General features: G+C 40.5%; 29 protein-coding genes. 20 read left to right on the plus strand and 9 right to left on the minus strand.

Annotated elements, in window-relative coordinates; all coding sequences use genetic code 11:
- Nucleotides 1–4 precede the first annotated feature (4 nt).
- Genes PFJ30894_RS06060 through PFJ30894_RS12145 form a run of 7 tightly spaced genes read left to right on the plus strand, consistent with a single transcriptional unit; the run spans nt 5 to nt 4,092 of the window.
- On the plus strand, nt 5–295 hold the full coding sequence (locus PFJ30894_RS06060; RefSeq protein ID WP_125669299.1) for a PAAR domain-containing protein: 291 nt from the start codon (nt 5–7) through the stop codon (nt 293–295).
- A gap of 1 nt (nt 296) precedes the next feature.
- Nucleotides 297–704, plus strand: a complete 408-nt coding sequence (locus PFJ30894_RS06065) for a phage tail protein (RefSeq protein WP_125669300.1) — start codon at nt 297–299, stop codon at nt 702–704.
- On the plus strand, nt 704–1,018 hold the full coding sequence (locus tag PFJ30894_RS06070; protein WP_125669301.1) for a GPW/gp25 family protein: 315 nt from the start codon (nt 704–706) through the stop codon (nt 1,016–1,018). Before PFJ30894_RS06065 ends, PFJ30894_RS06070 begins: the two co-directional genes overlap by 1 nt.
- Complete coding sequence (locus tag PFJ30894_RS06075) at nt 1,008–2,126, plus strand: baseplate assembly protein (RefSeq protein ID WP_125669302.1); 1,119 nt, start codon at nt 1,008–1,010, stop codon at nt 2,124–2,126. The genes PFJ30894_RS06070 and PFJ30894_RS06075 overlap by 11 nt, the downstream gene beginning before the upstream one ends.
- Complete coding sequence (locus PFJ30894_RS06080) at nt 2,119–2,778, plus strand: phage tail protein I (protein ID WP_167457035.1); 660 nt, start codon at nt 2,119–2,121, stop codon at nt 2,776–2,778. The genes PFJ30894_RS06075 and PFJ30894_RS06080 overlap by 8 nt, the downstream gene beginning before the upstream one ends.
- A complete protein-coding gene (locus tag PFJ30894_RS06085) occupies nt 2,757–3,914 on the plus strand; it encodes a phage tail protein (protein ID WP_125669304.1) in 1,158 nt (385 codons plus the stop codon). The genes PFJ30894_RS06080 and PFJ30894_RS06085 overlap by 22 nt, the downstream gene beginning before the upstream one ends.
- A complete protein-coding gene (locus PFJ30894_RS12145; protein ID WP_456299512.1) occupies nt 3,883–4,092 on the plus strand; it encodes a gp53-like domain-containing protein in 210 nt (69 codons plus the stop codon). Before PFJ30894_RS06085 ends, PFJ30894_RS12145 begins: the two co-directional genes overlap by 32 nt.
- On the opposite strand, the gene PFJ30894_RS12150 is transcribed toward PFJ30894_RS12145, so the two are convergent.
- The 6 genes from PFJ30894_RS12150 to PFJ30894_RS06090 form a co-directional block, all read right to left on the minus strand.
- The gene (locus PFJ30894_RS12150) at nt 4,079–4,303 is read right to left on the minus strand and encodes a gp53-like domain-containing protein (RefSeq protein WP_456299513.1); all 225 of its coding nucleotides are present in this window, start codon (nt 4,301–4,303) and stop codon (nt 4,079–4,081) included. The genes PFJ30894_RS12145 and PFJ30894_RS12150 overlap by 14 nt on opposite strands.
- Nucleotides 4,293–4,448 (minus strand): hypothetical protein, encoded by a 156-nt coding sequence (locus PFJ30894_RS12155; RefSeq protein ID WP_456299519.1) that lies wholly within the window; start codon nt 4,446–4,448, stop codon nt 4,293–4,295. The genes PFJ30894_RS12150 and PFJ30894_RS12155 overlap by 11 nt, the downstream gene beginning before the upstream one ends.
- Before the next feature lie 251 nt (nt 4,449–4,699).
- The gene (locus PFJ30894_RS12160; RefSeq protein ID WP_456299520.1) at nt 4,700–4,867 is read right to left on the minus strand and encodes a hypothetical protein; all 168 of its coding nucleotides are present in this window, start codon (nt 4,865–4,867) and stop codon (nt 4,700–4,702) included.
- Nucleotides 4,868–4,909: 42 nt separating this feature from the next.
- Nucleotides 4,910–5,149, minus strand: coding sequence for a gp53-like domain-containing protein (locus tag PFJ30894_RS12165; protein ID WP_456299521.1), 240 nt, complete (start codon nt 5,147–5,149; stop codon nt 4,910–4,912).
- Nucleotides 5,150–5,811: 662 nt separating this feature from the next.
- On the minus strand, nt 5,812–5,991 hold the full coding sequence (locus tag PFJ30894_RS12170; protein ID WP_456299522.1) for a hypothetical protein: 180 nt from the start codon (nt 5,989–5,991) through the stop codon (nt 5,812–5,814).
- Nucleotides 5,992–6,241: 250 nt separating this feature from the next.
- A complete protein-coding gene (locus tag PFJ30894_RS06090; protein WP_125669305.1) occupies nt 6,242–6,547 on the minus strand; it encodes a gp53-like domain-containing protein in 306 nt (101 codons plus the stop codon).
- 167 nt (nt 6,548–6,714) lie between these two features.
- Between PFJ30894_RS06090 and PFJ30894_RS06095 the strand changes: the two genes are divergently transcribed.
- On the plus strand, nt 6,715–7,317 hold the full coding sequence (locus tag PFJ30894_RS06095) for a DUF4376 domain-containing protein (RefSeq protein WP_125669306.1): 603 nt from the start codon (nt 6,715–6,717) through the stop codon (nt 7,315–7,317).
- A 160-nt stretch (nt 7,318–7,477) separates the two neighbouring features.
- On the opposite strand, the gene PFJ30894_RS06100 is transcribed toward PFJ30894_RS06095, so the two are convergent.
- Nucleotides 7,478–8,515 (minus strand): tyrosine-type recombinase/integrase, encoded by a 1,038-nt coding sequence (locus tag PFJ30894_RS06100; protein WP_125669307.1) that lies wholly within the window; start codon nt 8,513–8,515, stop codon nt 7,478–7,480.
- Nucleotides 8,516–8,558: 43 nt separating this feature from the next.
- On the opposite strand from PFJ30894_RS06100, the gene PFJ30894_RS06105 reads away from it, so the two are divergent.
- The 8 genes from PFJ30894_RS06105 to PFJ30894_RS06135 all read left to right on the plus strand — a co-directional run bounded on the left by PFJ30894_RS06105 (nt 8,559) and on the right by PFJ30894_RS06135 (nt 12,329).
- Nucleotides 8,559–9,068 carry a phage holin family protein gene (locus PFJ30894_RS06105; protein WP_125669308.1) on the plus strand — a complete coding sequence of 170 codons (510 nt, stop codon included), beginning with the start codon at nt 8,559–8,561 and terminating at the stop codon, nt 9,066–9,068.
- 31 nt (nt 9,069–9,099) lie between these two features.
- Nucleotides 9,100–9,552: a D-Ala-D-Ala carboxypeptidase family metallohydrolase gene (locus PFJ30894_RS06110; RefSeq protein ID WP_125669309.1), complete on the plus strand. Its 453-nt coding sequence runs from the start codon at nt 9,100–9,102 to the stop codon at nt 9,550–9,552.
- 81 nt (nt 9,553–9,633) lie between these two features.
- The gene (locus PFJ30894_RS06115) at nt 9,634–10,395 is read left to right on the plus strand and encodes a TIGR04255 family protein (protein ID WP_125669310.1); all 762 of its coding nucleotides are present in this window, start codon (nt 9,634–9,636) and stop codon (nt 10,393–10,395) included.
- Nucleotides 10,396–10,397: 2 nt separating this feature from the next.
- Complete coding sequence (locus tag PFJ30894_RS11815) at nt 10,398–10,574, plus strand: hypothetical protein (RefSeq protein ID WP_167457036.1); 177 nt, start codon at nt 10,398–10,400, stop codon at nt 10,572–10,574.
- Nucleotides 10,561–11,106: a hypothetical protein gene (locus PFJ30894_RS06120; protein WP_125669311.1), complete on the plus strand. Its 546-nt coding sequence runs from the start codon at nt 10,561–10,563 to the stop codon at nt 11,104–11,106. Before PFJ30894_RS11815 ends, PFJ30894_RS06120 begins: the two co-directional genes overlap by 14 nt.
- 56 nt (nt 11,107–11,162) lie before the next feature.
- Nucleotides 11,163–11,678: a hypothetical protein gene (locus PFJ30894_RS06125; RefSeq protein WP_125669312.1), complete on the plus strand. Its 516-nt coding sequence runs from the start codon at nt 11,163–11,165 to the stop codon at nt 11,676–11,678.
- A 76-nt stretch (nt 11,679–11,754) separates the two neighbouring features.
- A complete protein-coding gene (locus tag PFJ30894_RS06130; RefSeq protein WP_125669313.1) occupies nt 11,755–12,030 on the plus strand; it encodes a hypothetical protein in 276 nt (91 codons plus the stop codon).
- Between the two features lie 11 nt (nt 12,031–12,041).
- Complete coding sequence (locus tag PFJ30894_RS06135) at nt 12,042–12,329, plus strand: hypothetical protein (RefSeq protein WP_125669314.1); 288 nt, start codon at nt 12,042–12,044, stop codon at nt 12,327–12,329.
- 609 nt (nt 12,330–12,938) lie between these two features.
- On the opposite strand, the gene PFJ30894_RS06140 is transcribed toward PFJ30894_RS06135, so the two are convergent.
- Entirely contained in the window at nt 12,939–14,591 is a 1,653-nt protein-coding gene (locus PFJ30894_RS06140; protein WP_125669315.1) for a DUF4127 family protein, read from the minus strand.
- A 60-nt stretch (nt 14,592–14,651) separates the two neighbouring features.
- On the opposite strand from PFJ30894_RS06140, the gene rsmD reads away from it, so the two are divergent.
- The 3 genes from rsmD to PFJ30894_RS06155 all read left to right on the plus strand — a co-directional run bounded on the left by rsmD (nt 14,652) and on the right by PFJ30894_RS06155 (nt 16,457).
- Nucleotides 14,652–15,209 carry a 16S rRNA (guanine(966)-N(2))-methyltransferase RsmD gene (gene rsmD / locus PFJ30894_RS06145; protein WP_125669316.1) on the plus strand — a complete coding sequence of 186 codons (558 nt, stop codon included), beginning with the start codon at nt 14,652–14,654 and terminating at the stop codon, nt 15,207–15,209.
- 128 nt (nt 15,210–15,337) lie between these two features.
- A complete protein-coding gene (coaD, locus tag PFJ30894_RS06150) occupies nt 15,338–15,826 on the plus strand; it encodes a pantetheine-phosphate adenylyltransferase (RefSeq protein WP_021717223.1) in 489 nt (162 codons plus the stop codon).
- A gap of 22 nt (nt 15,827–15,848) precedes the next feature.
- Complete coding sequence (locus tag PFJ30894_RS06155; protein WP_021717224.1) at nt 15,849–16,457, plus strand: ATP synthase subunit B family protein; 609 nt, start codon at nt 15,849–15,851, stop codon at nt 16,455–16,457.
- A gap of 59 nt (nt 16,458–16,516) precedes the next feature.
- Here PFJ30894_RS06155 and PFJ30894_RS06160 read toward each other — a convergent pair whose 3' ends face one another.
- Nucleotides 16,517–17,734: a tRNA(Met) cytidine acetate ligase gene (locus PFJ30894_RS06160; protein ID WP_021717225.1), complete on the minus strand. Its 1,218-nt coding sequence runs from the start codon at nt 17,732–17,734 to the stop codon at nt 16,517–16,519.
- 121 nt (nt 17,735–17,855) lie between these two features.
- On the opposite strand from PFJ30894_RS06160, the gene PFJ30894_RS06165 reads away from it, so the two are divergent.
- Nucleotides 17,856–19,064, plus strand: a complete 1,209-nt coding sequence (locus tag PFJ30894_RS06165; protein ID WP_021717226.1) for an acetate/propionate family kinase — start codon at nt 17,856–17,858, stop codon at nt 19,062–19,064.
- Nucleotides 19,065–19,093 lie beyond the last annotated feature (29 nt).

Consider the following 19,093-nt stretch of genomic DNA (forward strand, 5'->3'; position numbering starts at 1 on the left):
GGATATGCTGTATGCGACAAGATTAGGCGATACTGATACAGGACATGATGCTTGCCCAGGGACTGTGCTTGTGAGTGTCAGTACGAATGTAATAATTAACGGTAAAGGTGCAGGACGTGTCGGCGATAGTTATGCTCCGCATGGATGTATCGTGCATCCAGCACATACAGCGCATATCGCCAGCGGCAGCAGTACAGTTCTTATTAATGGACTGCAGGCAGCAAGGGTAGGTGATCCGATAGACTGTGGAGGCAGTGTTGCTTCTGGAAGTCCGGATGTAATCATAGGAGGTTAATATGCAAGTTGGATCTATGGGAGATATTCCTTTTGTTGTGTCATATGGCAAAATCCGTACTTTTAGTGATTATGGACGTAGTGGTTCCGGTCGCTGGGCGAAACATGATTTGATTGGGCGTAAACCAGTAATGGAATTTTTAGGTCCAGATGTCGAAAAAATTAGTATGAAAATACAGTTGCGAACTGATCATGGTATAAATCCCGAAAGCGAGTTGGAACGGTTGCGGAAAATGAGAGATACTGGTACGGTTTTCCCATTTATTTTGGGCGGGGCACCGGTATCTAATAATTATTGGATGTTAGAGGATATAGGTGAGAATGTAAGCTATTGGCGGGCTGGAGGTAAAATACTTTCTGTTACCGTCGATATTACATTGACGGAATATTCTACAGAGGAGGTGGGCTGATGGAGTTTGAGCTTACTGCCGGAGAGAGAACTGGTGTGGATTTTGAACCGAAAAATGTACAAAGGGAGATATTACAAAATTGCAGTACGATACTTAGCACGTCTAAATTTAGTGTACCATTAGATCGTGATTTTGGGATCGAAGCAAATTATGTAGACGCGTCGCTATTATCGGCTAAAGCAAAAGCTGAGAGCGAGATATTTGCTGCTTTAAAAAAATATGAATCACGAGTTACGGTAAAAGAAATTACTTGGAGTGCTGATACAGAGGGCGCGTTAAGAGCGAAAGTGAAGGTGGTCATCAATGAAATTTAGTGAGCTGCCAGACATTGAATTTGTCAGTGCAGACGAACAGGAAATATTATCGGATATCATAAAGCTCTATACGGAAATAACCGGAAGAACACTCGCACAAGGTGATCCTGTCCGGTTATTTTTATGTGTAATTGCAGCAATTATCCTGATGCTATGCAATAAGATAAATTATACCGGAAAACAAAATCTTTTGAGGTATTCATCTGGCGCTAACCTGGATCATTTAGGCATACTTGTTGGGGCAGAGCGTATTGGTGCAAAGGCAGCTGTTACAACAATTAAAATAACCTTGTCTGAAGTGCGGCTTGTAGCGACAACCATTCCAGCAGGAACTCGGGCAACAGCAGGTGATAATGTATTTTTTGCTATTGACCAGGATGTGACTGTCATGGCGGGTGAGGTAGACGTTGATGTAACTGCTACGTGTACTGTGGCTGGGGTTCTCGGCAATGGCTATCTACCAGGAGAAATCAATAAAATTGTTGATCCAATACCATATGTCTCAAGTATGGTCAATATCACGACTACGGAGGGTGGTTCAGATGTTGAGAGTGATGATTCTTTGCGTGAGGCTATCCGTGAGGCTCCGGAAGGATTTTCGGTAGCAGGTCCTGTTGGCGAATACATTAAAATTGCTAAACGTGCGTCGGCTTTGATCGTTGACGTATCGGTAATATCCCCGGAGCCGGGAAAAGTACTTATTACACCGTTACTTGTTGACGGAGGAATACCAGGCGAAGAAATGCTTGATATCGTAAAAGCGGCGTGTAACGATAGATCAGTCAGGCCGCTTACTGATCAGGTACAGGTGGCTGCACCGGAAGTGGTCGATTATGATCTTACACTTACGTATTACGTTGATCGAGCAAATGAAGCTAAATCCGTTGCCATTCAAAGTGCTGTAATGAAAGCTGTGGAGGATTATATTGACTGGCAAAAATCTAAGCTTGGTCGAGATATTAATCCGGATGAGTTGATCATTCTTATTAAAAAGGCTGGCGCCAAGAGAGCGGTTATATCAGCACCTATTTTTCAGGTTATTGCTGATAATCATGTGGCTATAGTCAAAAATGTTAGCGTTACATTTGGGGGACTTGAAAATGAATGACCTTCAAAATCTGAATTTAATCGAGTTGCTACCCGCCAGTATTGCTGGTGACGAAACGATAAGAAATATCTGTAATGCCATTGCAGAAAAATTACAAACGATTAATGAAAAAGCTGAATTAGTTTTGTTGCTGCCACGATTGGATCAGTTGCCGGAAATATTGGTGGATGAATTGGCTTGGCAATATCATGTTGATTTTTATGATTATGCGGCAGACATCAACAAAAAACGGACGTTGGTGCGAAAGGCCATTGATTGGCATCGACGTAAAGGGACTCCAGCGGCGGTAGAAGAAGTTTGCGCCGCTGTATTTAAATCTGCAAAGGTTTGGGAAAACTGGGAATATGGTGGAGAACCGTATCATTTCCAAGTCAGAATGATATCTGAAGGGATCCCAAACCAATCGGTTTTGGATAATTTGTATAGAGCAATTAAAGAAAGTAAAAATGTTAGGAGCTGGCTTGACGCTTTAAGTTTTGACCGTCAAATAGCTGGTTCCTTATTTATTGGCGGAGTTTATTCGTCAATGAGAAAAGTTGAGATTTTCCCGTCACAAATAAAACCACAGATTTTAAATATCAATAGTTATTGTGGAACTGCAATCTATGTACACAAAGGAGTTGAAGTAACATGCCAAACTGGGCAAATTTAATGTTGACTAAACAAGGAAAGGTATTGCAGGCAAAAGCTATTGCCGGTAATACTTTAACAATTACTAAGATGAAATTGGGGGCAGGTATTATTCCAGATGGAGTATCACCAGAAGATCTTACTGATTTGATTCAACCCAAGCAAGTTTTAGGATTAACGGCAATCAGTGTTAATGGTGGATTAGCTAAAATTCAAAGTATTGTTACTAATGCGGAACTTTCAGAAGGGTATTATATTCGTGAGTGCGGTGTATTTGCAAATGATCCTGATGTTGGGGAAATAATGTATGCGATAATGACAGATACCTCTCCTGATTTTCTGCCTTCCGCATCAAGCTCTGTTGTGATTTCAGAAGAATTTAGTATTAATGTAGTAACGGAAAACATGGCGAATATTACGGCGATTATTGATCCTGAAGGTATAGTCACAGTGGCTAATGCAAGAAAAATTGCAGAGGATAAAGTTACTGAGCATAATGAAGATACAGAGGCTCATTTAAATGACTTTAATTTAAAAGGGCTTGTTATTGGGACCGATGCCGTCAAAGCTACTAAAAAAGGTGATTTACTTTCTCTGGTGGCCGGTAAAGGAATTAATTTACTTAGTGATATTAAAAATAAGATAATCACGATCGTTGGAAAAAGTAAGAATGCATGGAATCCGAATGAGGTAATTATAGACGGTGATATAAGATATACCGAGGACGGTAACGGCCCAAGCTGGGCTTATTTGTTATGCAAAACAGCAGGCACGACAGGAGCTACCGAGCCGACTTTGGCCAATAATGTTGTTGTAGGTCAGGAGATAAATGATGGTACTGTTGTATGGACTGTACAAAAAAACAGTAATGCATTAAGCTTTGCTGGAAAAGAAGCAGATCTTTTTGCATTATTAAATAGCCCTGCTTTTACGGGAACGCCTACAGCACCAACAGCAGCAAAGACAGTAAATAATACTCAAATTGCTACGACAGAATTTGTTCATTTGCTTGCCGGCGCTGCGAACAATGGTGGTATAGTCGATTCGTTGTTGGCTCAAAATGGCTATGTAAAATTCGCAAATGGGTTAATTCTACAGTGGGGATATTTAGTTACCAATAGCTCCCATGTCTACAATAACTTTTCCTGTGAATTTTAATTCTGCTTGTTTTGCCCTATTTTGCGGACTAAGAAACACCGATACCAACAACCCAACAAACTACGATTCAGAAGTACAGCCACGTAACTGGACAACCACCAAATTCAACGTATACAAACAAAATTATGGCGGTAATCCATGGTTTGGTAGTTTCATTTGGTTTGCTATTGGCCGATAGCCAGCCAGTTACAAGCTATAACCCTACTGCTACCCTCTGAGTTACGTGTAGACATGAAAAAATTTGTATTTGTAATACTCGTTGCTGCAAAAGTATATTCGTAATTTATAGCCCTCTTACTTCCGTAAATACCAATTACAGAGTTAGTAAATTTAATTGGAAATGTTTGTGTTGATTCAGAATTTCCATATCCCCACTGTTCAATGACCAATTACCCAATAGTTATAACCGTATCCTCGATAGGTTGTAATTGATGTTTTGCTTAAACCTGTTACAGTTTGATCAGCGTTTCCAGTAGCATTTCCTGTTTCGTTATATTGAGCAAACCCTTTTAAAGCTGCTACGCTAAACGCAATTGGGAAATTAGTTGTTTGTCCAGTAGACTTTCCCCACTGTTTAAAGGCCTACTGCTATTGCAGATCCACTAATACTTGATACCCAACTTTCATTTGTTGCGCATGAAGCTGTATAACCAGTTAGTGAAATTGTTCCGGAATCACCATACCAAGTTCCCGATGATTGTGATCCTGTGCGTGTCATGGTAATGCCGCCAGCAACAAATTCTGTGAACGGTATTGCCCATAAACCAGGGTTATTTCTCCACTGTTTAGCTGACCCCTAATACGATCCAACTTTTGCCGACAGCAATAGCAGATCCGATGTACATCCCAACATTAGACACACTATAAAAAGTATTTGCTGCATTTGGACTTCCACTATGGTCAGTACCAGAAATTACTGCAAAGGTTTTAGAAATAGCAACAGGAAAAGTTATGTAGACATGGGAGCTATTGGTAACTAAATATCCCCACTGTAGCTAACAGCCAACAATGAAAAATCCAACTGTATCCCATACACCAGCAGTAGTACCTGCCCTAAGAACTATTGTTGTCTTTGTAAAACCACCACAGGATGCATGGTTACCACTATTGCCAGTAGAAATAGCTACAGTGAAAGGCGCTTCCTCAAAAGGGATTGGCAGATCATAAGTTACAGGATTTGTACCATGAACTGTTTGATATCCCCACTGTCTAAATAAATATTCCGAACCAGACAGCTCCGTCTAATTCTATAGGAGCTTTTGCCCAAATGAAGCGCAATTTGTTCGCTGTAGATGCGTTAATGTTCCAAACAGTCTGAGTAGTTCCCGGCCAAGTAGTAGATGCGGCTAGTAGTATGTCTATTGACGCAGCCAAAAAGCATCTGGAAAAGGATACCGGCGTGGTTACGTCAGTGTAGATGGCTCCGACAGCAGCCGTATAATATCCCCACTGTATCAAGCACCTATAGCAATCCATTGAGCATCCTTGTTCTGATCACTGTTATCCGCAACGTCAAGCGTAAACCCTGATAAAGTATTGCTTTCTCGTGCCTTGGAGTCCATAAACACATTGCCTTGATGATTCGTTACTAAACGTCTAAATTTTGTAAATGGGATAGGAAATATTACCCAGCCGTGTATATTCATTCCCCACTGTTTCTACCAGCAAACGGCAAGGTATCCTAAGCCAGTGAAAGTATATCGAGAATCAAAAACGAACCCTGTAACCCCAACATTGACATTATTAAAGTGGCTCATTGAATGCCATAAAAATGTTGATCCTTTTGGATCATATCCTGTAGAAAAAGCACAGAATGTACCGTTTACTGAAAGTGGCAAAGTGAAATTAACATTCTTATAATCGACTGGATCAAAAACAGTAAATCCCCACTGTAGCTTTAGAATCCAATAGCAATAACATTTGGTAATGAAGTTCGTGCGGTACTAGGTGAATCTGTTGCCCAACCGAGCACACTATAACTGTTATTATTAACGATGCTTACATCCACTGTATGCCAACCGCCAATGCCGGCAGACGTTATTGCTAATGCACTATTAGGGAAAGGTATAGGAAATATATTATTTCCACGTACTGTCGGCTTTCCCCACTGTTTACAGCGCTATAACAAGCCAGTAAAAATTACGACTTGCGGCCTTATTTGTATCAACGTCTACAACAATAGAAGTTGACGACATACTTTTAATCCCGATATCTCCTGCTCCATTGCTGTCTGTCAAACATGCAAAGCCAGACAGAGGATTTATTACAGGCAAAGGCAATATGACTATATTCTTTTCAGCTGTCCCACTATCAAATCCCCACTGTGGCTAAGCACCTAAAAACAAATAGAAAATGTTTGCATTTGCATAACCAGTACCAGCGTTATTGGCATACATATAAATTTTAAAATTAGTATTAGTTATGTCAGTTATTGTTGCGTATTCTGCAGCAGCGACCGGATCTCCGTTGAATAAAGCTAAACCACCAAAGCATTCGTTGAACGAAACAGGGAAGTTTATTATCTTAAGATTAACAGTATCTCCTAAGATTTTTCCCCACTGTTCAATATCCAAGTGAAATTGCAGTAGTGGTGGGCCTGATGTATGAAACGGGGCTATTATATCCAGCTGCAAAACTCCATCCGGTAAGGGTGTAATCGAAAGTAAAACCACAAAACTCTCTTGCCGGAAAGCCAGGGGCGCCAACAACTACTGCCGTATAAACACCATTGAATTTTAAAGCCCAAGCGCCTGAGCCGCCAGTTGAATATCCCCACTGTAAATAAGAAAGGATGATAAAATTGAAAAATGAAGAATTAAAATATTATATTATGCTTGACGAAGAAGGTAAACGTGTTTCGCCAGGATACCGTGAAGATGGTGATGTACCAGATGATGTTAAAGAAAATGGAATTTTAGTAACAAAATCTGAATTTGCAATGCTTTTAAACGGTTACCTTAGAGATCCAGAAACAGGAGAATATAAAGAAATACCGCCATATGAGCCAGGGCTTAATGAATTAAAAGCATCTAAGCTATTGGAAGTTGACGCTTGGACTGAAAGTAAAATCACAGGAGGGTTTACATCTGAATGCAGTGGCGAGATGGTAAGATACGACAGTGATAAGGATACACAGCTCACAGTTTCTAGTGATCTTAATACAATCAATTCAGCTCCTGATAAGTTTTCTAAATATTATCCAAATGGCTATCCTATGAGAGGTTATCCTGATGGTGAAACCGAAAAAATAATTTGTTACCTAACTGTTGAACAACTCATTCAATGGAATGTAGATTTAGGGTTACACAGAGGGGCCTGCAAACGGGCCGGCTGGGAGAAACAAGCTTTGGTTGAAGCTGCTGACAGCAAAGAAGCTTTAGAGGCCATAATTTTAGAAAAATAATAAGGAAAGGCTGAAAAAGCGCATAGATACTGCACTTTTATAATAAAAATTAATGCAAAAATATCATACCGAATTCAAACCGCCTGCGCCCCTGAGAAACCAAGGGATTCAGGCTTTTTTGTTGCGTAAATTCGTGCCGGGTTAATACCACTAAAGGCTGTCAAATAAGGTCTATAGCCTTTTTCAGTTCGTGCAGGGATTTGTGAGTATAGACTCTTTTTGTTACGCCTTGCGAAGCGTGTCCGAGGATACGTTTGATTGCCGTTTCGTTGGCGCCTGCATTATCTAACATAGTGGCGCAAGTATGGCGACACTCATGCGGAGTGTGTTTACAACGGCTGGCTGTCATTACAGCATCAAAGCGCGCCCGGTATTGGTGATAGGTGAGCTGATTACCATCGTCAGTTGTTATGAGGTATTTACCGGGTTGAGATAGCCAAAACTCAAAATAGGGCAGTGTTTTTTTACTAATTGGTACAGCCCGGTTGCGCCCGGCCGCTGTTTTGCTCTCTCGAACGATAAAATACCGCTGTCGTAGCTTCACATCGTTTTTGAGGACAGAAAGCAACTCGGACGTGCGAACACCAGCGTATACCATCATTAACACTGTCATAGCCCATTTATCGCCAAGTTTTTTTACACGGTTTAACTGTCGGGTGTTAAAAGGTGTTTTAGGGTATTTAACTACGTGCTGATCTATGTCTATGTATTGGCTAATATTAGCGGCAGGGTCAATGATTTCATATTTTACGGCATATGTGTACATATGGTGCAATATCTGTCTAACTTTTTTCTGCATAGCATAATGGGCACCGGCATTACGTGTATCACGAATTACAGCCTGCAGGTCGCCGATTTTTAGTTCAGTAAACTTCTTGCCATACAATCTATGGCAGTGCTTGTATGCCGAAAGGTAATTGACTTGCGTAGTTTTTGCGAGTTTGGGAAACCGTTCAGCCCGCATCAATTCAAAGACCTCTGAAAAGGTGATCAACGTTGGTGCGAATAGGGAAGGGTTTTTGTGATACTCGGCAAGCAAAGCAAGTCCTTCAATTTCTGTGGCAGTGTCACCGATTGACTTTTGGCGGCCGTTGATAGTGACTTTTACGGACCATGGACGGCGACGGTTACCGTCAGTGCGTAGCACTACGCTACCAAAACCGTTTGGTAGCTTCATACGTTTTCTTTTTTTATTCAAAAAATATCACGCTCCTTTAAGGAGCATTATACAGGAGGAAAAAATGAATTGGGAATCCTTTAAATATGCAGCCATCGGCGCCGCTCAAACTTTAACTCAAGGGTGGTCTTATAAAACCTTAATAGCGGCAATGCTGGCCATGATTTTTCATAAACACGCTATATTGTTTTACAGTTTTGCCTTTTTAGTATTTATTGATTGTTTCACAAAATGGGTAGCGATTGCGTATTCGTATCTTAAAGATAAGGGTGTATTGTCACCGACACTTTGGGATTCTATAAAAGGCATAAAAGAGGCCAGGGCAGCCAAAAAGATAAAAAGTGAAGTTATGAAGCACCGTTTCCTTGGGAAAATCGGTGTTTATTTAATTTGTGCGTTGTCTGCAGCTGTCGTTGATGTAGTTATGAGAGTTTTAGATAGACCAACTTTTGCCGTTATGACGGTTATTGGGTACCTTGTTGTGACGGAGTTGCTTAGCATTATCGAAAACTTAAATGATGCCGGAGTTGAGGCTATGAGTGGCTTGGTCGCTTTTATTAAAAAGAAACTATGAGTTCTAAAATTTTTTAGGGAGTGTGGTTAATATGGCTTTGTATGTAAGTAAACATTGGAGTGTAACCGAATGGGATTGTTGGCGCCGCAGCAGGAATGAGTATGCGTGGGATAACGAAAATGGCAGGTTGTGTACTAACGACGAAAAGACTGCGAACCTATTCCGTCTTTTTGATATGTTGAGAGATTGGAATCCTAATTGGGTTATAAACACTACCAGCTACCGTGAAAAATATGGGACCGACTTTAAATCAGGCTTTCGAACTATAGAAGTAAACTTAGCTGTTGGTGGAGAGTCTAACAGCTATCATACCCGTGGCTGTGCGGCCGACATACATATATCCGGGCAGGACGATACGGATATTGCTTTGGCGGATACCGTTATTGCTGCAGCTAAAGCATGGGGCATTGAAGATCAGCTGGGGATTGGTTATTATGGCGATTGGATTCATGTAGATACCAGAGGCTACAGTAGCAGGTGGTAAAATATTTATGAGAGGGGCTTTCTTTAATTAAGGAGAAATGATATTATTATAAATAAAATTGAATGTATAAGGAGCGTTATTATGTCTCAATATAACAGAAATTTTTTAACTAATGTAATCTTAAGGATAGACTTTGCAGATAAAGAGATAAGTTTAGAAAGTATTTTAGATAATGCTATAAAAGATACGTGTAAAAAATTTTTTCCAATATTAGATGAAAAAGACCAAGAAATTAATGATATTAGAATAAATCCAGCTGATTTAGAAAAAACTGTTGTTAGTAAAAGAACAATAAAAGAATGGCATTTTTGGGGAACAAGTAAAGAGAAGCATCTTACAATCAACAGTTCTGGGATAGTGATTGATTGTAAAAATTATAGAGATTTTGAAACCTTTAATAGAGAATTTTCAGAAATATTCGCTGCTTTTACTAAAAAATTTGTTGATGTTAAATTTAGTAGGGTAGGGTTACGTTATATTGATCAAATTAAACCTGAAGGTAAAGGTCGCAAAAAATGGTATAGTTTCTGGAAAACTTATATTAATAGTAAATTATTGTCAGGAATTAATTTTTTTGAAAAAGATAATAATTTTGTTAGGCATATGAGCGATTTACATATGAATTATGAAGATTATATGTTACATTTAAGATATGGTATATATAATTCAGATTTCCCAGCAGTTAATAAACAAGTGAATTTTATAATTGATAATGATATATATACAACGGGTAAGTATTCAGCAGCGGAAGTTGAGACAGTTATAATTAAGTTTCATGAAAAAGCAAAAGAAGTGTTTGAGAATGCAATTACAAATCAATTAAGAGATTATATGGAGTTGTAATAATGGCAAGTTTAGAAGAGTCCTTAGAAGGAAATAGTGAGAATCAGTACTTAAGTGAACAACAGAGTAATAATGATGAATTGATGGAATATATTCCAGAATATACTAAAATAACATATGGTATTACTAAGCCGCATCGAATAACCGTAAGAGGTGATTTGAATAGTGACCAAGGTTAATTTTGATAAGGGAAATAGAATTAAACAGGGCGATATAATAAAGGATGTTAGGTGTACAGAAAATATTTCTATTGATAATAATAAGATAAAAGTAGATTTCATTGTTTTTCCATTAATTATTGTTTTAACACAGGATTGCGATTTAACATGGGATTTTGAATCAAGAAATGGTGGATTAATTAATCAAGATAAAAAATTAATGTCAGTTATGATTGCACCTTTATATAATTATGAACACTTTGTTTTAGGAGAACATTTAAGTGATCTTAGCAGACAAGGAACACGTTTTAGTAGTGAAAATAAAAAGAAGCTAAAGCAAAACGAGACTCCTAGATATCATTTTTTAGAATTTGATGATACTGTTCCAATAGTAAATTCGGTAATTGATTTTAAGCACTATTTTACAGTAAATGTTGTAGAACTTGAAAATCAAAAAAGCAATGATTTTATTTGTAATATTTCAGATTTGTTTAGAGAAGATATATCACAACGATTTTCAAATTATTTAGCAAGAATTGGGCTACCAGTTTAAATACCAAAAGCACTTTGCGAAAGCAGAGTGCTTTTTTCTATGGAGGAATAACATGTATGAAAAAATCAAAAGTTGGATATCTAATAATCGCTTTTTTATTGGTATGGGTATTGGTGCAGTTCTTTTTCTTGCCTGCTATCTGTTCAGCCACAGAGCCGGTTTATCTGATAAGGGAAACCGAGCTAACGACACTGGAACAAAACTCCAACAGGCAATTGAAAATCAACAGTCAATTAGCCAAGGAATTGCAGATAGCCAAAGATCGGTTGAAAGTATCGGATCAGGAATTGAGCGAAGCCAAGCAGCAGAAAGAGATGCTGCAGAAGCAGTTGACCGAGCTGGAAGCCTCGTCGAAGAAACAAGAAAACTTACAGAAAGAAATCTTGAAATCCTTGCCACCATCCGCGCCAGGGGTCCTGCGGGAAGTGGGACTGAAAATTGATGTTGAAAAATATGTAAGGGGTGTCAGCTATGGAGTGAGCCGGCTGATCGGATCCCAATATATTGGTCTGCGCGGGGAATATGATTGGCAAGATAAAAAAGCCGGTGTATGGTTGACTTATAGTTATTAAGACCACCTTTACTGATAACTATTTATATACTATACTTGTTAATAGAATAAGTGTTTTTAGAGAGGAGATTTTTGTTATGACTAGTGCTAATGTGATTGTTATAAATGAAGCTAGTAGAGGGAAAGAAGGGGGGTGGATTTTGTGTTTTCAATATTGCAGGTATGAATATAATGACTCAAAGCCAGAAAATGGATATCGTTTTATTTGGAGAAAACCTAATGGTAATCTTCAAGGTGCGAGAGGCCAGGCAAGAATTCCATCAATTGCAGATATACAAGAATTAACTTCAGTAGCAATACGTGAAGAATGGGGACACTATTTATCTGACAATACTGCTGCACAAGAAAAATAGAGGTGTTATAGATGACAAAAGAAGATGAATTAATGGAATTTCTGTATGAAAAGGTTTTTGATCCGGTTTTAGCTTCCAACAAAGCATCAAAAAAGATTAAGGCTGGAGTAAATCTTACAATTAATAGAATGAAGAAACGTGATGCGCATGGAATGATTCAATTTTTCTGGTCATCTATAGTAGGGACTGACCACAGTATTGATTTTTCAAAACAAATGAAAAAAGAGGGCTTTAATCGTTTTGAAGATATAATAGAGGATTTTCGGCTAAAATTTAATGATAATTGGCTAAGGAAATAAAGAAATGGTTATTAAAAATAGTGAAAATAACGTATAATATTTCATCGTTAATTTTGTGATTTCTGTCAACAATCTGTCAACAATAGGGCGTATTTTTGACAGATTGAGTTAGTTCTACTTAAAATGTAATTTTTTTCGAAACGTAGTAGTGGCAAGGATTTAAAGCCTTTTTTAAAGCATAGTTAGTAGTGTTAAAAAGTGCCTAAAGGGATTTCGGGTACAAGAGGCCGTGAGTTCGAATCTCGCCGCCCCGACCACTTAAAAAGTTAGCCGCAGAGCGTATCTGCGGCTTTTTTATTTTGTTTTAAAGGAAGTATTTAAAGTGATTTTTGCTGGAGCAGTGAAAAAATTTCCCATAGTGTTTCTTTTCAAATAGCTATCTGAATTTTACCAGATACGCCATATAGCAAAACCATAATATAAAAACATAAATGATCAGTCTTGAAAGAGAAATCATAAAATAAACCCTTCTTTATTTCAAAAGTTAAGCTATATTGTTGTAGCTATTAATGGTGACTTCTTGTTTATCAATTATGATATCATGCTCTTGTCAAAGAAAAAAGCCGACATTCTGCTTTTATTTATTTACTAAATGTTGGCAAAGCTGTTTCACTGTCTGTGGTTTTCCCCAAAACTGCAGTTTGTATCAAGATTGATTTCGAAAATACGTGCCCAGGGCAGGTTTACATTGATGTCGATACCTGTTAAATAATAATTGCTGTCGTTATTGCGATAAAAAGGTGTACGGCCAAGGTCTCCATATAGAAGCTGAATCTTTTGACGCTGTAAAAAGCCACGAATAAGCGTTTCTGCAAAAAACTTGTTGTCTCCCAAATCAGTTGGCTTATAGCCTTTCAGTTTCAGTAATGTAGTTAACTGTGCATGCATTAATTTCTGATAGGCATAATCATCAAGTAAACGTTCAACTGTGAAGTTCAGATTTTGGGCATACAGTGACGGATGTTCTGATTGCGGTAATCGGTGCAGCTGGCCGGTAAATAATGTTGCTTGACTAAGCGCGGTTCCCAGTGAATTACTTAAAGTATTCCAGCCTGAAAAAGCTGCCAGCCTGCTGAGCGGTACTTTAGCCTCCAAAAGCTTAGGTATTAAAAGTTCGTTTTCAGTATAGTTGGCCGTAAGATCAACCAGCGCAATGTGGCGGTCTGATATAAGCAGGGGTTTAAGTTTTTGCAGCATAGCTTTATTAGGCTGATTGTCGGCGTCGCCGCAGTGTACGAATAAAATAAAGTCGGCGACAGCAGCATCATCTGTAAGCTGACCGCCGATAAAATTTATTTTGTCCCGGATGTTTGCGTCAACAGAACAGGGCATATAGGGCATGATTTTAGCTGCGACTTTAGGCGAGGAATACTCTACAAAAATGCGTGGCTTGTAATTATACAGTTTATTATAATATCTGGTCAGCAGTAAAACTGATATTTCATCAGCTCCACTTGTAATAAGCCCGCTGGAACCTAAATCTGCATGTTTCATATATGCCAGCGCATGATTAGCATTACGATTAGGAAGCCCGAATGGCTGGGCGTCGTCCTGCCCTATAGCCAAAGTCAGACCGTCTGCGCGTGCCAGCTGGACCAGTTTTTTGTTAAAACTGTCGTTATCGGCATACAGACTGCTGTACTTCGTTTTAATATCATCCGGTATGCGTGCATCGATCGCCAGCAGCTGCCTGGTAAAGTAAGGATCGCCGAATGTTTCTGCCATATCCTTTAATGTTGCATAACGCATCAGATGCCATTGATACCAGCTGTCCGGTATAAGCTGATCGCTGACCAGCAATCTTGGAATGACGGAAAAAAACGCCATATCGATTTGTGGGTTGAGAGCATGCTGTTTGTTTACGAAAGTCAAAAACTTTTCTTCATCGTTAATTGTTCCTAAAGGTACGCGTGAGCCCAGCAGACTGCCGTGTACTAAAAGATCAGCTGATAAAATTGCGGCTGGATGCTGCGGCATTTCATTTTTCAGCCAGGCAAACAGTTTTTCTTTATCAGCAGGTGTGTTATAATTGTCAAGAAGTTCTTGCGGCGGTGTAATTACGTTGATAGAAGCCAGTGCTCCCAGTTTTCTGACCATAGCGCTGCAGGGAGGGCGGCTGTCTAACGGAGCCAGCAGCAGCGAAGTATCGGCTTTTACAGGCTGAGGCGTAAATGGGACAGTTGCAGGCATACCGCCGAATAATTCATAAAAATAGGCGCAGAGCAGCAGTAATGCGAGCAGAATAAATTTTTTCTTGTTCATAGGCTGTCTCCTTTGCCGTTCTTGTTATATTTATTATATTACAGATACGGAGTTTTTTGAATGCGGATAATTACGGGAAAGGCACGGGGGCTGAAATTGACTGTGCCAAAGAATATGGACGTACGTCCCACGGCTGACAGGGTCAAAGAATCTCTGTTTAATATTATTGGCACTAAAATTATTGGCGCACGTGTGTTGGATATGTTTGCCGGAACAGGTAATCTGGGGTTGGAGTCGTGGAGCCGCGGCGCTGATGCGGTTACTTTTGTCGATGAAAGCCGGGAATCGCTGCGCCTGGTACAAAGCAACATCGTTAAATGCCGGGCGGAGGCTGATGTTCAGGTTCTCAAAGGCAGCGCGGTAAATATTATCGAACATCTGCATCATCAGGGATTAAAATTTGATTTTGCATTCTGCGATCCTCCCTATAATAAAGGCTGGGTTCAGAAAGTTCTGCAGAAAATGGAACACTTTCAAGTACTTGAAGACGGAGGCTATCTGATCATCGAACATTCGAAGCACGATGAAATAGGCGTGCTGGCAGCGTGCTTTGAGCTTGTGCGTCAGGAACCCTATGGTGAAACTTTACTTTCGTTTATAAGATTTGCCAAAGTATAATAAAATGTTGTAAAATAATAAAATAAATTTGTAAAAAAATAGCAGGAATACAGAAACGTACGTCGAATAAGGAACAAGATAATTGAATTTATGACCAGACTGCGTTGCAGCTTCTAGGAGGTTAAACAGTGCGTAGAGCGATCTGTCCGGGTAGTTTTGACCCGGTTACTAATGGCCACCTCGATATTTTTGAACGGGCGAGCCAAATGTTTGACGAGATCATTATCAGCGTTTTTCATAATCCGGGTAAAGATAAAGCAATGTTCACCATGGAGGAAAGGGTAGAAATGCTCAGGGATGCGACAAAACATATCCCTAATGCCAGAGTAACCTGTTTTTCCGGTCTTTTAAATGAATTCTGCAGGCAGGAAAAAGCTCCTTTTATTGTAAGGGGCTTACGTGCGTTTTCTGATTTTGAATATGAATTTCAGCGCGCTCTGCTCATAAAAAAAATAGACAATAACTTAGAAACAGTCTTTATTATGACTAATGCTAATTACTCTTTCCTAAGTTCCTCTGGAATAAGAGAATTGGCAACCTTTGGCGGTTGTATCCATGGTCTTGTTCCTGAATGTGTGGAAGATCGGATCAAAAGCCTTGTTATAAGCAAAGAATAATATTAGAAAGAGGTTGAGTTTGATGATGATTGATAGAAGTACAAGTGCGACTTTGGACAGAATTTTTGATGAAATGTATAACCTTATTTCTGAGGCTAACCGTATACCTCTTACTGATAAGATCATTATCGAAGAGAGCGATTTGGCGGGTATCCTGGATGATTTGAAGGAAGCGATTCCCAAAGAAGTCAAAAGCGCTACCAGACTGCTTGAAGAACAAAAAGCAATCGTCACCAAAGCTCATGAAGAAGCTGACAATATTGTTTTGCAGGCTAAAACCGAAGCTGACCGTATTTTAGAATTGGCAAAATCCGAATCTGAAAGACTAATGCGTCAGGAAGAAATTTCCAAACAGGCAGAAGCCTTTGCTGAAGATGTAAAGAGTACTGCTTTGCGTAATCAGCAGGAAATGAAAGACGAAGCTGATGCTTATGTTGAGCGTGTAAAACACGATGTGCTGCAATATGCCGATGATATGCTTGGCTATTTGAGCGGTAGTCTGCAGTCCGCTTTACAGGCTGTAAACGATAACCGCGCTTCCGTTAATGCTGAACGTGAAAGCGTTATGTCTTCACGCCCTCAGCGTGATATGGAACTTCTGGCGATGGAAGAGGAAGAAGACGAAGAATAAGCTTTTGAAAAAAAGTAAGCCTTCCGCTCAAGCGGAAGGCTTTTTGTTTTGTTGCTTTATTATTTTTGAATATAGATCGGAGAGACAGTATAATCGTTGTTATATTGTGGTTGGTGGTTCTTTTGCAAAAGTGTCAGCAGATTAGTTGCCGCAATATCAACGGAAAGCTGCTGCTCGACTTTCTCTCCGTATTTTTCCAAGACGTTGCGGCCCAGTTTGATAATTACAGGCAGCTGAGCAGAATCCTGCATTTCTTTCAACAGTTCGCGGCCGCGGTCGTTAAAGGCCAGAACACGGATGTAAGCTGGGTCTTTGGCATTATCGAACATAGCGCGATACTGCTGCAGTAAAAGCTGCATCAGCAGTCTTCTGACACGTGAAGCGGGATAACGTTTGGTAACTGTGGCGCTGACTACGTCTTGGAATGTAGTGCAGGAAGCAGCTTCTGCCAGACGGTTTTCCAATCCTTCGCTGCATTGGCAGGCTGCGGCTATTTGGGCCGGTGTCAAAGAACGCAGCTTGTATAAAAGCAGATGGTTCAGAATTTTATCACTGATATCCATTCGGTGCTGAAGATCTGCCTCACGCAGCAGCTGGGCTGTAGTTGCCGGAACTGTGCTGAGCAGCGCTTCATCGATGCCATAGCCGCGATAATGCTCACGAATGGCTGTTGCGCCGGCAATAGGCCCGTTGATGGTTTTATCTTTATAGCCGCTGCCGCGGCGTTTAACGACGACAGGTTCGATCTCGTAACCGCCGTGCAGAAGCTGGCGGCAATATTCTAAAGCCAGGATATTGTTAGGATGTTCAGCAATCGTCAGCATGGAAGGGTCTTCCGCCAGCGTAAGCTCTAAAGACTTGGCATAACTGTGCCCTTCATCCAGATAATGATGCAGTGCATCCTGAAAAACAGGTTCGTTCAAAAATTCTGCGGTCAGCATCAGCTGCTGCGAATTGGCTGCTTCCGCACCAAAAGCAAGATGCGATACCATCCCGGTAGCAGCCAGTAATTTTACAGCTCCTGCAGCAAAAAATTCCGCACTGCGGCAGGTGAAAACTGTCGGCAGCTCTAAAACAAGGTCAACGCCGCCTAAAACGGCCATTCTGGCACGGGTCCATTTGTCAGTCAGGGCAGGCAAGCCGCGCTGTACAAGGCTGCCGCTCATAGCGGCAATGACAGGCCTGTTGCCGGCTATCCGCTTTGCTTCGCGCAGATGATGGGCGTGGCCGTTGTGGAAAGGATTATATTCTGCTACGATTCCTATTGCTTTGCTCATTCATATTCTCCCTCATTTATAATGTTTATACTAGCGATTATCATTTAAATAGTGTATACTATATGATATAATAAAACGTGCTATGAGCGCAAGCTAAATTTTGCACAAATGGAGGAAAACTGTGATTATTTTCGTTGTCAACTGCGGTAGCTCCTCAATTAAATATCAGCTTCTTAATATGAACGGCGAGCAGGTGCTGGCCAAAGGTCTGATAGAACGGATCGGTATGGAAGGTTCTGTTCTCAAACACACGCCTACGGGCAAATACACAGTAGATATCAGCGCCGAGATACCTGACCATTCCGTTGGCATCCAGATGGCGCTGGATGCTCTGACTAATGAAGAATATGGCGTTATTGACAGTATGGATGAAATCGATGCTGTTGGCCACCGTGTAGTGCACGGCGGCGAACGCTTTACCGATTCGGTACTGATCAGCGATGATGTTTTGAACGGGATCGAGGCCTGCGCTGAGATTGCGCCGCTGCACAATCCGCCGAACCTGTATGGTATCAAAGCCTGTATGCGCCTGATGTATAATACTCCTCAGGTAGCTGTTTTTGATACGGCGTTCCATCAGACTATGCCAAAAGTTGCCTATTTGTATGGCCTGCCTTACGAAATGTATGTCAAATACGGACTGCGCCGCTATGGCTTCCATGGAACTTCCCATAAATATGTAGCCCAGCAGGCGGCCGAAATGATGGGCGAGCATATGAGCGACCTGCGTTTTATTACCTGTCATTTGGGTAATGGCGCCAGCATTGCTGCGATCAAATATGGTAAATCCATCGATACCAGCATGGGGTACACACCGTTGGAAGGACTTGTCATGGGTACACGTTCCGGCGAGATCGACCCTGCTATCATTCCTTTTTTGATGGAAAAAGAAAATATGAATGCACAGCAGATCGACGATTATCTGAACCGTCGCAGCGGTATTTTAGGTATCTCAGGGCTATCCAGTGATTTCCGTGATCTGGAAAGTGCCGCTAACCGCGGTGATGAACGCAGTCAGCTTGCTATAGACATTTTCGCTTATAAGGTCAAAAAATATATTGGCGGCTATGTTGCTGCCATGGGTGGCGTTGATGCCATCATCTTTACAGCAGGTCTGGGTGAAAACTCTCCGTTTATGCGTGATAAGATCTGTAATGGTCTGGAATATCTTGGTACGCGTATTGATCCGGAACTTAACAAGCTGCGCGGTAAACAGATGGAAATCAGTATCAAAAGGGCGCGGGTCAAGATCTTTGTGATTCCCACGAATGAAGAACTGGTCATTGCCCGTGATACACTGAATATCTGCCGCCGCATCATTAAATTATAATAAAAGTTACGCTTTTTTCTTGACAAAGA

This window comes from Phascolarctobacterium faecium (assembly GCF_003945365.1).
GTDB lineage: Bacteria > Bacillota > Negativicutes > Acidaminococcales > Acidaminococcaceae > Phascolarctobacterium > Phascolarctobacterium faecium.

Bases quoted from the DNA above. Each gene is read 5' to 3' on its own strand.
- PFJ30894_RS06140 (WP_125669315.1), bottom strand. From the start codon at position 14,591: ATGAACAAGAAAAAATTTATTCTGCTCGCATTACTGCTGCTCTGCGCC.
- PFJ30894_RS06065 (WP_125669300.1), top strand. From the start codon at position 297: ATGCAAGTTGGATCTATGGGAGATATTCCTTTTGTTGTGTCATATGGC.
- PFJ30894_RS06075 (WP_125669302.1), top strand. From the start codon at position 1,008: ATGAAATTTAGTGAGCTGCCAGACATTGAATTTGTCAGTGCAGACGAA.
- PFJ30894_RS06130 (WP_125669313.1), top strand. From the start codon at position 11,755: ATGACTAGTGCTAATGTGATTGTTATAAATGAAGCTAGTAGAGGGAAA.
- PFJ30894_RS06080 (WP_167457035.1), top strand. From the start codon at position 2,119: ATGAATGACCTTCAAAATCTGAATTTAATCGAGTTGCTACCCGCCAGT.
- PFJ30894_RS06105 (WP_125669308.1), top strand. From the start codon at position 8,559: ATGAATTGGGAATCCTTTAAATATGCAGCCATCGGCGCCGCTCAAACT.
- PFJ30894_RS06085 (WP_125669304.1), top strand. From the start codon at position 2,757: ATGCCAAACTGGGCAAATTTAATGTTGACTAAACAAGGAAAGGTATTG.
- PFJ30894_RS06135 (WP_125669314.1), top strand. From the start codon at position 12,042: ATGACAAAAGAAGATGAATTAATGGAATTTCTGTATGAAAAGGTTTTT.
- PFJ30894_RS11815 (WP_167457036.1), top strand. From the start codon at position 10,398: ATGGCAAGTTTAGAAGAGTCCTTAGAAGGAAATAGTGAGAATCAGTAC.
- PFJ30894_RS06110 (WP_125669309.1), top strand. From the start codon at position 9,100: ATGGCTTTGTATGTAAGTAAACATTGGAGTGTAACCGAATGGGATTGT.
- PFJ30894_RS06060 (WP_125669299.1), top strand. From the start codon at position 5: ATGCTGTATGCGACAAGATTAGGCGATACTGATACAGGACATGATGCT.
- PFJ30894_RS12145 (WP_456299512.1), top strand. From the start codon at position 3,883: ATGTCTACAATAACTTTTCCTGTGAATTTTAATTCTGCTTGTTTTGCC.
- rsmD (WP_125669316.1), top strand. From the start codon at position 14,652: ATGCGGATAATTACGGGAAAGGCACGGGGGCTGAAATTGACTGTGCCA.
- PFJ30894_RS06160 (WP_021717225.1), bottom strand. From the start codon at position 17,734: ATGAGCAAAGCAATAGGAATCGTAGCAGAATATAATCCTTTCCACAAC.
- PFJ30894_RS06155 (WP_021717224.1), top strand. From the start codon at position 15,849: ATGATGATTGATAGAAGTACAAGTGCGACTTTGGACAGAATTTTTGAT.
- PFJ30894_RS06070 (WP_125669301.1), top strand. From the start codon at position 704: ATGGAGTTTGAGCTTACTGCCGGAGAGAGAACTGGTGTGGATTTTGAA.
- PFJ30894_RS06115 (WP_125669310.1), top strand. From the start codon at position 9,634: ATGTCTCAATATAACAGAAATTTTTTAACTAATGTAATCTTAAGGATA.
- PFJ30894_RS06125 (WP_125669312.1), top strand. From the start codon at position 11,163: ATGAAAAAATCAAAAGTTGGATATCTAATAATCGCTTTTTTATTGGTA.